Source organism: Solwaraspora sp. WMMB762, from assembly GCF_049179115.1.
In the GTDB taxonomy this organism is placed as follows: domain Bacteria; phylum Actinomycetota; class Actinomycetes; order Mycobacteriales; family Micromonosporaceae; genus Micromonospora_E.
Map to the genome: position 1 here is coordinate 369377 of NZ_JBMHMD010000001.1, position 11375 is coordinate 380751.

Consider the following 11375-nt stretch of genomic DNA (forward strand, 5'->3'; position numbering starts at 1 on the left):
GACACGGTGGACTACTCGCGGTTCAGTAGCGGACACGACAAGTCAACAGTCGCTGGTCGGCTGCTGTCTGTCCGGGGGATGCCGCATCCGGCGGGACGGATGATCCGGCCGGCCAGACGGGGGAGTGGTGGGGTGGTGACGGGAGGCGGTCGATTAACAGGTGATAAATGCCGCAGTAAACAGTGAAGAGCGAAATTTCGTTTACCGGTGGTTTGACGCGATCGGTCAGTCGTGCCGATGCCGCTGAGGGATCGTCCGATTATCCGACGAGAGAATGTGGCGCCCATCACAAAATCACCCTAGGTAATCGGGGTTCGGCCTGCCTAGCCTCGTCGAATGCCTGATGACGACACCACAAGGAGCGAGGACGCCACCCTGCGTCGCGATGACCGTTCGGCTGATGTCCCCTCGGACGCCATGCCGACCGGCGCGACCCGGGCCATCGCCCGGTGGGAGCGCCTTCGCAACCGGCTGCCCGCCCTGTCGTACCCACACTCCGCCCGGCCAACCTTCCAATCGCTCGGAGCCACCCTGCGTCACCGCCCCAATGCCCGGACGGCGCTGGCCGTCGCTGTCGTCTGCGCCCTCGGCGTGGTCGCGGCGGTCGAATCGACCGCCGAGGCGCCGGAGGCGACCGGGCCGGCTCCGGCCGCCGCCGAGGCCGACCTGCAGCGCCGGGCCGACGCGGCCGAGGGTGCCTCCCGGGCCCAGCGACCCGAGCCCGGCGACGGGGAACCGGCGGCTGCCGCGGCAGTCCAGGCCGCTGAGACCACCGAACCACCGGCCGACCCGGACGTCGCCGAGGCGGAGCCCACCGAGACCGCCGAGCCCGCCCCGGAGCCGACCCCGACCACCGTCGCCCCGGTCGCCGGGCTGTCCCAGGTGCAGATGGACAACGCCACGGCCATCGTCGACGCCGGCCTGGCGTTGCAGCTGCCGCGCCGGGCCATGGTGATCGCGGTGGCCACCGCGATGCAGGAGTCGACCCTGCTCAACCGGGCCAGCGAGGTGCTGCCGGAGTCCAAGAACTACCCGCACCAGGGCACCGGCTGGGACCACGACTCGGTCGGGCTGTTCCAGCAGCGCACCAGCACCGGCTGGGGTGCGGTGGCCGACCTGATGAACCCGACCTACTCGGCGACCCAGTTCTATCTCGCCCTGCAGCGGGTGGCCGGCTGGGAACAGCTGCCACTGACCGTCGCCGCCCAGGCGGTGCAGGTCTCGGCGTACCCGGGGCACTACGCCCAGCACGAGGCCGCTGCCGACGCCGTCGTCACCGCGGTGCTCGCGGCCCGCTGAGCACCGCCTGTCCCGTTCCGCCCGCCCCGCCGACCGACCCGGAACACCGGTCAAGCCCTTCGACGTCGTACGCCGCCAGCGGCCCTGGTCACCCGGCCAGGCCGCTGGCGGCGTACGCCACCTCGGCCAGCAGGTTCTGTCCGTCGGTGTCCGGGTGGAAGTAGTCCAGCCGGTTCAGCTGGTCCACGGTGAACCGGGTGCCGTGCACCGCGCCGTCGTCGAACCGGCACCGGTCGCCGTACGCCCGGCAGGCCCCGGCCAGCTCGCGGTTGTACGCCGCGACCCGGTCGCGTACCGCTGCCCGGCGCTGTGTCGCGGCCTCGTCGGTCGCTGTGGCGTCGGCCAGCAGCGACGGACACACGCCACGGTCCCAGGCCCGCACCACCCGCTCCTCGCCGTGCCCGATCTCCCACAGCCGGTACAGGTCGGGGATGCTCAACACCAGGACCTTCGCCTGCGGCAGCCCGTCGCCCAGCACCCGTAGGGCCCGGTCGACGTCGTCCCGGAACGCTGCCGTCGAGGTCATGTCCTGCGGCGTCGCCCGGCACGCGTCGTTCGCGCCGATCAGCACCGTCACGTACTGGGCCGAGACGTCCACCGCCGACGCGGCCTGGTCGGCCAGCGCCGCCGCCCGGGCCCCCGGCACCGAGAAGTCGTGCTCCTGCCCCTCCATAGCGGGATTGATCTCGGCGATCCGCTGGTAGAGGCTCTCCACCCGGAAACCGTCGCCAGTGGACCACGAGTTGCGCCGGCAACTGGTCAGTACGACGCAGGAGCCGTACCCGGCGGTGATCGAGTCGCCGAGCGCCGCCATCGACGACGGCAGGTCGGTGCCAGGTGGCGGCGGTGCCGGCGTGCCCGGCCCGTCGCCGTCCTCGCCAGCTTCGCAGGCCAGCGCCACGAGGGCGCAGACAGCGGCGGCGCCGGCCACCCAACGTCGGTGCATCCGGACCTCCAGCGAGACGGAAAGCGACGGCAGGGTAACTATATGCGTCGGCGTGGATCGGACGACAGCTACCGGGCCGCGCCGGTCGACAGCTCCGCGAGGAAATCGGGCAGCGCCCGCCGGGGCACCCACCCCTGGGCGTACGCCCGACCCAGATCCAGCACCGTGCCGTACGCCAACTGCTCCACCGCGTACCGGGTCAGCCGCCCGGTGCCCGGCACCCCGAGCCGGGTCGCGCCGCCGGCCAGCGCCGCCGCGCCCAGCGCCACCGGCACCGGCACCCGCAGCGGCCGCGCCGGCCGCCCGGCCGCCGCCAGCACCCTGGTGACCACGGCGTCGCGCGAGTACGGCGTAGCGTCGGCCACGTTGTACGGTCCCGGTGGCCAGCGCAGCGCCGCCAGGCAGGCGTCGGCCAGGTTCTCCACCGCCGTCAGGCTCATCGCCACGTCCGGACCGGGCACCGGCACCCGACCCCGCCGGACCGCGGCCAGCAACCGGGGCAGCAGATGCGGGTCGCCGGCCCCGTACACCGCCCGGGGCCGCAGCACCACCGCACCGGCCGCCAGCGCCAGCCGCTCCCCGGCGGCCTTGGTCCGCCCGTACCCGGTGCGCTGGCCGTCGGTCGGGTGATCCTCCCGGATCGCGCCGCCGTGCCGACCCGGCCGGTAGACGCTGGCGCTGCTCACCCAGACCACCGGCCGGTCGGCCGCCGCCCGCAGCAGTCGGGCGGTGCCCGCCACGTTCACCGCGTGGTACACGGCCTCTGCCGCCGCGCGGGCCGGTGGATCCCCGACCGCCGCCGCCAGATGCACGACGACGTCGACGCCCCGCAGGTCCGGTAGCTCCCGGCCGGCGTCCCACGGCACGTGCCGGCCCACCGGGCCGGGCCGGCGGCCTATCGCCACCACCTCGGCGCCGGCCGTGGCGGCCGCCCGCGCCACCGCCGACCCACAGAAGCCGCTGGCCCCGGTCACCGCGACCCGCAGCCCGGTGAGCCGGGTGTTCACCGGGTCGCCCGGACCGTCAGCCGGGCCCAGCCCGGCAGCGCCGAACGCCGGTCCACCCGCGCCCCGGTCACCACCGGCCGGTACGGCGCCAGCTCGGCGAGCACGTCGTCGAGCTGGGCGTGGGCCAGCCGGGCACCGGGGCAGTGGTGCGGGCCGGTGCCGAACACCAGATGCCCGACCGCCGCCGGCACCGGCGCGTCCGGATCCGGGTGCGGCGCACCGGCGCGGGCCGCGTGCCGGGCGACCAGCAGCAGCCGGTCGCCGGCGCGCAACCCGGTGCCGGCCAGTTCGGCGGCACCGGCCACCACCCGGGGCAGCACCGGGCTCGGCGCGGTCACCCGTAGCAGCTCCGCCACCAGCACCGTCCGCGAATCGGCGCGGTCCGCCGCCGGCCACAGCCGGTCGTCGGCGCACCAGGCGACGGCCCGAGGGATCGCCGCCACCGTCGTGTTGATCGAGGCGACGGCCAGCATGCCGGCCCGGGCCGCCTCGTCCGCCGGCCCGCCGAGGAGCCGGGTCAGCTCGGTGGCGGCCGACGCGGTGGCGGCGCGGTCCCGGCGGGCCCGGCCCGGCCAGCGCAGCCCGGGCAGATGCCCCCGGGCGGCGAGCGCCGCAGCGGACCGGGCCGCGGCGGTCAACGCGTGCGCCGGCACCGACACGTCCAGCATCGCGGCGGTGCTCGCCCCGGACAGCTCGGCCACCAGGTCGACGACATCCACCTCGGCCCCGTCGCCCAGCGGTGCCAGCCGCCGCCGCAGTACCTCCAACCAGACCGGCCGCAGCCGGGCGACCCCGTCGGCGCCGAACACCGACGCGGCACCCCGGCGGGTCTGTCGGTGCCCGGCGCCGTCCTGGTCGAACAGGAACCCGTCGCCGCCGGTGGCCCGTCGCGCCGTCCCGGCGGTGGTCCGCTCGGCCGAGCGGTCCAACGGGACCCGACGCAGCGCGTCGGCGAACGGCGCCGCGTCGTGCACCAGCACGATGCGGCCGATCCGGCGCACCGGCGCGTGTCGGGTCGCCGCCAACAGAGCGAACAGCACCGGATGGCTGCCCAGGTAGACCCGCCGGTCCCGGCGGCGGCCCCGCCGGGCCGGGCGCGGTTCAACCATCGCGGGCCACCCGCGCCGCCGCCCGCCGGTCCGGCTTTCGGGACCGCCCGGCCAGCGGAACCCGGGCGAACACCACCCGGTCCGGGCGGGCCGACCCCATCCGGTCCAGCACCGGCCGCAGCGCGGCCCGCAGCCGGGCCCGGTCGGTGCCCGGCTCCGGCTGCACCACCGCTACCAGCTGTTCGTCACCGTCGTCGGCCGGCACGCCGACCAGCACCGCCAGCGCCACCCCCGGCACGTGCAACGCCGGCTCGTACAGCCCCGGGTAGATGTTCTCCGCCGCCCGCAGCACCATGTCCTTGCACCGGCCGGCGAGCACCAGCCGGTCGCCGTCGAGCCGGCCGACATCGCCGGTGGCCACCTCGGCCATCGGCGGTTCACCGAGGTACCGGTCCGCCTGTCCCGGACCGGACAGCCAGACCTGCCCGGTGTCGTCGACCCGGGCGGCCACCCCCGGCAGTGGCCGGCCCACCAGGTCCCCGTCGGCGGCGTACCCGCGCTTGTCGGCCTCCTCCACGGCGGCGGCCGGGAACAGTTCGGTGAGCGCGTACACCCCGTACGCCCGGTCCGCGCCGGCCCGGCGGACCCGGCCCAGCAGGGCGGCGCTGACCGGGGCCGAGCCGCTGAACACCTGCCCGGTCAGCCGGGGCGAGTGGTCGAGCACCGCGCGCAGCTGCGGCGGTGTCAGATACGTCGCCTGCGGCCGCAGCCGGGTCAGCTGCCGGGCCAGCAGCGCCGGCGACCGGGCCGGCAACGCCACCGGCGCGCCGGCCGCCAACGCCGGCACCAGCACGAAGAACGTGCCGCCCAGCACCGGCACGTCGGGCTGCGGGCCGACCAGCCCGGTCACCGCACGCATCCCGGCAGCCAGCCCGGCCCGGGTGTGCACCACCGCCCGGGGGCGGCTGGTCGTCCCCGAGGTGAAGACGATCACCGCGTCGCCGTCACCGTCGAACGCCGCCGGCAGCGGGCCGACGCCCGCCGGCAGCGTCGGCGCGCAGCCGGGCAACCGGCGGCCGACCGTACGGACCGGGGCGATCCGGGTCAGGTCCGGCAACGCCAGGTGCGCGCGGCGGGCCAGCGGGCCGGCCCAACCGGCCACCGCCTGCGCCGCCGAGTCGGCCAGCACCAACGCCGGCTCTGCCACGGCGAGCCGGGCGGTCAGCACATCCGGGCCGGCCGTCGGGTCCAGCACCGCCACCCGCACCCCCAGGTGGTACGCGGCCAGCAACACCGCCAGCGACCGGGGGCCCGGGCGTACCGCCAGACCGAGGGTGTCCCCGGCGGCGAGCCCGTGCCGGGCCAGCGCGGCGGTGTACCGGTCGGTGAGACCGGTCAGGTCACCGGCGGTGGCCCGGACCCGGGACCGGCCGGTCAGCGCCGTGGCGGTCAGCACCGCCGGGCGGTGCGGGTCGGCGCGCAGTACCGTGGCGAGGCGGTCCAGCATCAGCCGTGGTCCTTCCCGGTCGGCGGAGTCACCGCGGGTCCTCGGTCAACGGGCCGGCACCCCGGTCCAGGTACCAGGCGGCGGTGCGGCGCAGGCCGTACGCCCGCAGCCGCCGGGTCGAGTTCTCCACCACCATGTCCCGGCGGTGGATGATCGCCGACGTGGTGCGGCGTACCCGGTTCAGGAAGGCCCGGTCGGTCGGCGACGGCCGGCGCGGCATGCCGCCGCACGCCTGGTACAGCTCGGCGGTGACCGCCATGTTGTTGCCGGCGTGCATCCGGTAGGGCGCCAGGTAGCCGCCGGTGCGTCGGTGCGCCGGGCGCAGCCGCCCGAACGTCGCGGCGAGCAGCACCAGCATCCGGAATCCGGCCCTGCCGACCGGGCCGTGCTCGTCGCGGCGGGCCCGGATCGCACCGCAGACCAGCCCGGCCCCGTCGGCCAGGCCGGCACGTGCCGCCGCCACCCAGCCGGGCCGCGGCAGACAGTCCGCGTCGGTACGGGCCAGCCACCGGGCGCCGTGCGTGATCGCGTACCGGAAACCGGTGTCGACCGCGGCCCCGACCCCCTTCTGCGGTTCCCGCAGCAGCCGGACCGGAAACGGCGCGGCCGCGGCGAACCGCTCGACCACGGCGACGGTGCCGTCGGTGGAGCCGTTGTCGACCACGACCAGGGTGAAGTCCCGGTCGGTCTGGTCGGCCAGCGCGGCCAGTGTGGCACCGATGCGGGCCTGCTCCTGGTACGCCGGCACCACCACCCACAGCGGTCCGTCACCGACCGCCGCCGGTGCGGCGGATGGCTGCTCGACCGCCCGGGTCACGGCTTCTCCCAGACCATCGTCATCACGCTGACCCCGCCACCCAGACCGATCGCCAGCACCCGGTCACCGCTGCGCAGCCCGGCGTCGACCCGGGCCAGCTGTACGCCGAGCGTGGCGCTGGCCAGGTTGCCCAGCTCGTCGACGGTGACCTCCAGCTTCTCCTTCGGCACTCCGGTGACCTCGATGAAGCGTTCCAGGTACGGCACGCTCACCTGGTGCACCAGGACGCGCTCGTAGTCGACCCAGTCCCAGCCGGTGCGCCGCCGCACCCGGTCGAGGATGTCGGTGCCGATCCGTTCGAAGACCGACCGCAGGGCGTGCCCGTCGCCGTGGAAGTAGGTGTGCTCGTCACCGCGCGGATGTCGGGAGCCACCGCCGAAGATGCCACCGACCGACCAGTGCCCGGACCGGGTCTCGGTGTCGACGTCGACGATCCCGCCGCGCCGGACCGGTTCGACCAGCACCGCCGCCCCGCCGTCGCCGAACGTGTAGCCGGCGAACGACGACCGGGCCTGCGCCATGCTCTCCAGCCGGGGACGCATCACCCGGGTCGGGGTCTCGCCGGTGACGACCAGCGCCCGCCGCGCCCGACCGGCGACGATCATCGACCTGGCCAGGTCGATGCCGTTGATGAAGCTGTTGCAGGCGTTGCTGACGTCGACCGCGTGCGCCGAGCCGCCCAGCTCGGCCTGGACGATGTGCGCGGTCGCCGGCTCGACCAGGTCCCGGCTGGCCGAGGCGAACAGCAGCAGGTCGACGTCGTCGGGGGTGTGCCCGGCGGCGGCGAGCGCCCGCTGGGCGGCCCGGACGGCGAAGGTCGAGGCGTACTCGTCGTCCGCGGCGACCCGACGCTGTCTGATCCCGGTCATCGTGGCGAACAGGCCGGGCGGCAGCACGACGTCGCTGGCGGCAGCGATCCGGTCCTGCAGGTCGGCGGTGGCGAGGGTACGGTCGGGCAGGCTGACGCCGACCCCGGTGATCCCGACCCGGGGTACGGGCCACTCCGGTGGCGACGGAACGTTCATCTGCTCAGCTTCCTGCCGGACCGGACCGGTCCGGATGAGTAGGGGTGCTCAGCCCGACCTGGTGGTGCGGGCCGGCGTCGGTGGCGAGGTTACGGCCCGGTGTCTGCCGGGTACAGCCCGGGGATGGCCACAAAGTCGCAGCCCAAGGGGGCCCGGGGGACCGTCGGTCACGCCTACAGCGCGTTGAATCTGCGACTGGCGATGGCCGGTTTCGGGCTGGTCTTCTGCACCGTGCTCGGGGTGCTCGCCTGGCGGGCCGACCTGACCGCCGGCGCGATCGTGCTGTGGGTGCTGGCCGTGATCGCCGTGGTTGACCTGGTCGTCGTGCAGCGTCGCCGCCGGGCCCGCCGGCGGGAGCAACCGGGCGTACGGCATTCACTCTTCGAGTAAGCCTTCACGAGCCGTCTGTCGGTGAATATTGCCCGACAGATGCGATGTCGCCCTTTCCGCCTGGGGATACCTCACTGACGGCCGGTTACGTACAACTGCGCCGTACCACGGAACAGACATATTGCCCAAAGAGGTTGTACGGCCACCTGCTGCGGCAGGAAGTATCGAGCGGATGACCGATGATTGACCTTACCGGAATCCTGCCCCGGGGAAACTGCGAGGTCGACAACCCATGCCACGCAAGAAAATCGCGCTCGCTCTCACCCTCAGCGCTCTGATCGCCGGCACCCTGGGCGGCTGCGGCGTAGCCTCCACCACTCCCACCGGCGTCCCCTGCACCTTGCAGGGAGTCCACTGCCGATACTTTCTCGTGGACGGCAAGCCGGTTCCATGCGATCCGCCCCAGAACCACGTCTGCGGCAACTCTCCCGGGGAGTTCTACGTCTATGTCACGTCCACCGACACGACCCTCCGTTGTGCGGAGTCGTCCTGTGCGGAGGCAGCCGCACCTGTCGACTGCACCGGGAGTGTCAACTACGACGATCTGAAAGACCACGGCATTGCCTGGAAGGTCGTCAGCCAGGAGCACAACGAGAACGCAACAGGCAGCCCGGTCGAGGTCACGTTCACCTCGACCAAGTCCGAGACCGTAGAGGTGAACACGGAACTCAGCTTCGAGGCAAAGGGCGATGCGGTCGTGGCCGCCGTTCGAGCCGAGATCAACAGAGCGGTGAGCGAATCCGTGACCACGAGCATCGGCAACAGCACAACCATGACTATCGAAGCGGGGCAGACCGGGTACGCGATCTACGGGGTGCGGATGCAGGTTACGGAGGGCCGGATGCGCAACGTCAACGTGTGCACGGATGCCAGCGAGGATCTGGGGCAGGTGACGACGTACGTGCCGATATCGTCCGGTTGGTGCCTCTGGACCAGCGACCAACCGCCGTGCCGGACCATCGACTGACCTGGGAACCGGCCTGGAGAGCCTGCACCCGTCCGGCTGAAGGGCACGCTGCCAGTCCCAACGTGGGCTGAGGCCGGCCGGAATTCGGTGGCCCCGCCCGGCGTTGCCGGCTAGCGTGACCGCCATGTTCGGCACCGTCGGCGCTGTGCGGCCCGCAGGTCTTCACCTGCCGGGCGCCGCCGTCGTGTGCGCGTGGCTGGCTGATACCCGAGGCTGACCCTCCTCCCGCTGCGGCAGAACCACGGAGGAGGGTGGCCCGGTCCTTCCGGCGCCGCCCGTCACTGGGCGCGCCGGGCGGCGTGGTTCTGACGCGGTCGGGCGGTCTGGCACCCGCCCGCGTTCGTCGTCCGCCAGCTCGTTTCCCACCCTGGAAGATCATCATGGCCAAGAGTCAGTTCGTGCGGGCGAAGCCGCACCTCAACATCGGCACCATGGGTCACGTCGACCACGGCAAGACCACCCTGACCGCCGCGATCACCAAGGTTCTCGCCGACCGGGACCCGGCGGCCAACCGGTTCGTGTCCTTCGACGGCATCGACCGGGCGCCGGAGGAGGTCTCGCGGGGCATCACCATCAACATCTCGCACGTCGAGTACGAAACCGCGACCCGGCACTACGCCCACGTGGACATGCCGGGCCACGCCGACTTCGTCAAGAACATGATCACGGGGGCGGCGCAGGTGGACGGGGCGATCCTGGTCGTCTCCGCGCTCGACGGGGCGATGCCGCAGACCCGCGAGCACGTGCTGCTGGCCCGTCGGGTCGGGGTGCCGTACCTGGTGGTGGCAATGAACAAGGCCGACGCGGTCGACGACCCGGAACTGCTCGACCTGGTCGAGCTCGAGGTCCGCGACCTCATCACCGAGTACGGGTTCCCCGGTGAGCAGGTGCCGGTGGTCCGGGTGTCGGCGCTGCGGGCGCTGGAGGGCGACCCGCGCTGGGTGGACTCCATCGTGGAGCTGCTCGACGCGGTCGACCGGTACGTTCCGGTGCCGCCCCGCGAGTTGGGTGAGCCGTTCCTGATGCCGATCGAGAACGTGCTGACCATCTCCGGCCGGGGCACCGTGGTGACCGGCGCGGTCGAGCGGGGCACCCTGCGGCTCGGCGACCCGGTGGAGGTGGTCGGGCTCGGTCCGACCCTGTCGACCGTGGCGACCGGGCTGGAGACGTTCGGCAAATCGCTGGACATCGCCGAGGCCGGCGACAACGCCGCCGTACTGCTGCGCGGGGTCAAGCGCGACCAGGTGCAGCGGGGCCAGGTGGTGGCGGTGCCGGGCAGCGTCACCGGGCACCAACGGTTCCGGGCCCGGCTGTACGTCCTGACCACCGCTGAGGGAGGCCGGCACACGCCGTTCTTCGCGAACTACCGGCCGCAGTTCTACTTCCGTACCACGGACGTTGTCGGGTCGGTGCGGCTCGCCGACGGCGAGATGGCCATGCCGGGCGACACCGTCGAGGTGACGGTGGAGCTGGGCAAGCCGGTCGCGATGGACGTCGGGCTCGGCTTCGCGGTCCGTGAGGGCGGCCGTACGGTGGCCGCCGGCACGGTGGCCGAACTGCTCGACTGAGACCCGGGTACGGCCCTTCGGTCCGACCGAAGGGCCGTACCCACAGTGGATGGCCGCCGACGGCTTTCTGCTCACAGCAGATCTCCTGTCAGCAGAAAGGGCAGCGGTTCGGTCCGTCACCGGTCGATGCTGGTAGCCATCATCACCGTGATCGAGAGGGCGTCACTGATGCGGCACACCAGTCCCGCGATGGCTGCGGACGGCGCGACCACCGGCTTCGGCGACCAGGTCTTCCAACAGCTGCTCAAGGAGCGGGTGATCTTTCTCGGCACCCAGGTGGACGACACCTCGGCCAACACGATCTGCGCGCAGATGCTGCTGTTGGCGGCCGAGGACAGCGAGCGCGACATATTCCTCTACATCAATTCACCGGGCGGCGTGATCAGTGCCGGCATGGCCGTCTACGACACGATGCACTACATCGGAAACGACGTGGCGACCGTCGGCCTCGGTCTCGCCGGGTCGATGGGCCAGTTCCTGCTCTGCGCCGGTGCGCCCGGCAAGCGGTACGCCCTGCCGCACACCCGGATCATGATGCACCAGCTGTCCGGCGGAATGGGCGGCACCGCCGCCGACATCGCCATCCAGGCCGAGAACATGCTGCACATCAAGCGGACGACGATCGAGCGGATCGCGTTCCATACCGGACGCACTCGCGAGGAGATCGAGCGGGACTCCGACCGGGACCGGTGGTTCACCGCCGAGCAGGCCCGCGAGTACGGCATCATCGACCAGGTGATCGCCACCACGGCACAGCTGTCCACCGGTGGCGTCCCCAGCTGACCGGGCGAGCCTGGACG

The 11375-nt window shown here is 73.2% G+C and carries 11 protein-coding genes; 5 read left to right on the plus strand and 6 right to left on the minus strand.

Translation table 11 applies throughout. The features are described 5' to 3' along the window. Positions 1-336 precede the first annotated feature (336 nt). Entirely contained in the window at positions 337-1299 is a 963-nt protein-coding gene (locus ACN27J_RS01700; RefSeq protein WP_421362758.1) for a hypothetical protein, read from the plus strand. Between the two features lie 88 nt (positions 1300-1387). On the opposite strand, the gene ACN27J_RS01705 is transcribed toward ACN27J_RS01700, so the two are convergent. The 6 genes from ACN27J_RS01705 to ACN27J_RS01730 form a co-directional block, all read right to left on the minus strand. Beyond that, positions 1388-2245, minus strand: coding sequence for a GDSL-type esterase/lipase family protein (locus tag ACN27J_RS01705; protein WP_421362761.1), 858 nt, complete (start codon positions 2243-2245; stop codon positions 1388-1390). 68 nt (positions 2246-2313) lie between these two features. Further along, positions 2314-3252, minus strand: a complete 939-nt coding sequence (locus ACN27J_RS01710; RefSeq protein ID WP_421362764.1) for an NAD-dependent epimerase/dehydratase family protein — start codon at positions 3250-3252, stop codon at positions 2314-2316. Continuing rightward, positions 3249-4361 carry a cytochrome P450 gene (locus tag ACN27J_RS01715; RefSeq protein WP_421362766.1) on the minus strand — a complete coding sequence of 371 codons (1113 nt, stop codon included), beginning with the start codon at positions 4359-4361 and terminating at the stop codon, positions 3249-3251. Before ACN27J_RS01715 ends, ACN27J_RS01710 begins: the two co-directional genes overlap by 4 nt. Next, positions 4354-5808: a class I adenylate-forming enzyme family protein gene (locus ACN27J_RS01720; RefSeq protein ID WP_421362769.1), complete on the minus strand. Its 1455-nt coding sequence runs from the start codon at positions 5806-5808 to the stop codon at positions 4354-4356. The genes ACN27J_RS01715 and ACN27J_RS01720 overlap by 8 nt, the downstream gene beginning before the upstream one ends. Positions 5809-5836: 28 nt before the next feature. Then, entirely contained in the window at positions 5837-6625 is a 789-nt protein-coding gene (locus ACN27J_RS01725) for a glycosyltransferase family 2 protein (protein WP_421362772.1), read from the minus strand. Next, positions 6622-7650: a 3-oxoacyl-ACP synthase III family protein gene (locus tag ACN27J_RS01730; RefSeq protein ID WP_421362775.1), complete on the minus strand. Its 1029-nt coding sequence runs from the start codon at positions 7648-7650 to the stop codon at positions 6622-6624. The genes ACN27J_RS01725 and ACN27J_RS01730 overlap by 4 nt, the downstream gene beginning before the upstream one ends. Before the next feature lie 123 nt (positions 7651-7773). Between ACN27J_RS01730 and ACN27J_RS01735 the strand changes: the two genes are divergently transcribed. The 4 genes from ACN27J_RS01735 (at position 7774) to ACN27J_RS01750 (ending at position 11358) form a co-directional block, all read left to right on the plus strand. Then, positions 7774-8040 (plus strand): DUF6343 family protein, encoded by a 267-nt coding sequence (locus ACN27J_RS01735; protein WP_123601058.1) that lies wholly within the window; start codon positions 7774-7776, stop codon positions 8038-8040. 232 nt (positions 8041-8272) lie between these two features. Next, a complete protein-coding gene (locus ACN27J_RS01740; RefSeq protein WP_421362779.1) occupies positions 8273-9007 on the plus strand; it encodes a hypothetical protein in 735 nt (244 codons plus the stop codon). Positions 9008-9387: 380 nt separating this feature from the next. After that, on the plus strand, positions 9388-10575 hold the full coding sequence (tuf, locus tag ACN27J_RS01745; protein WP_421362782.1) for an elongation factor Tu: 1188 nt from the start codon (positions 9388-9390) through the stop codon (positions 10573-10575). Positions 10576-10743: 168 nt separating this feature from the next. Beyond that, positions 10744-11358: an ATP-dependent Clp protease proteolytic subunit gene (locus ACN27J_RS01750; RefSeq protein ID WP_278168532.1), complete on the plus strand. Its 615-nt coding sequence runs from the start codon at positions 10744-10746 to the stop codon at positions 11356-11358. The last annotated feature ends 17 nt before the right edge of the window (positions 11359-11375 follow it).

Excerpts from the sequence above, each read along its gene's own strand:
- ACN27J_RS01700 (WP_421362758.1), top strand. The coding sequence starts at position 337 with ATGCCTGATGACGACACCACAAGGAGCGAGGACGCCACCCTGCGTCGC.
- ACN27J_RS01705 (WP_421362761.1), bottom strand. The coding sequence starts at position 2,245 with ATGCACCGACGTTGGGTGGCCGGCGCCGCCGCTGTCTGCGCCCTCGTG.
- ACN27J_RS01715 (WP_421362766.1), bottom strand. The coding sequence starts at position 4,361 with ATGGTTGAACCGCGCCCGGCCCGGCGGGGCCGCCGCCGGGACCGGCGG.
- ACN27J_RS01720 (WP_421362769.1), bottom strand. The coding sequence starts at position 5,808 with ATGCTGGACCGCCTCGCCACGGTACTGCGCGCCGACCCGCACCGCCCG.
- ACN27J_RS01730 (WP_421362775.1), bottom strand. The coding sequence starts at position 7,650 with ATGAACGTTCCGTCGCCACCGGAGTGGCCCGTACCCCGGGTCGGGATC.
- ACN27J_RS01735 (WP_123601058.1), top strand. The coding sequence starts at position 7,774 with ATGGCCACAAAGTCGCAGCCCAAGGGGGCCCGGGGGACCGTCGGTCAC.
- ACN27J_RS01740 (WP_421362779.1), top strand. The coding sequence starts at position 8,273 with ATGCCACGCAAGAAAATCGCGCTCGCTCTCACCCTCAGCGCTCTGATC.
- tuf (WP_421362782.1), top strand. The coding sequence starts at position 9,388 with ATGGCCAAGAGTCAGTTCGTGCGGGCGAAGCCGCACCTCAACATCGGC.
- ACN27J_RS01750 (WP_278168532.1), top strand. The coding sequence starts at position 10,744 with ATGCGGCACACCAGTCCCGCGATGGCTGCGGACGGCGCGACCACCGGC.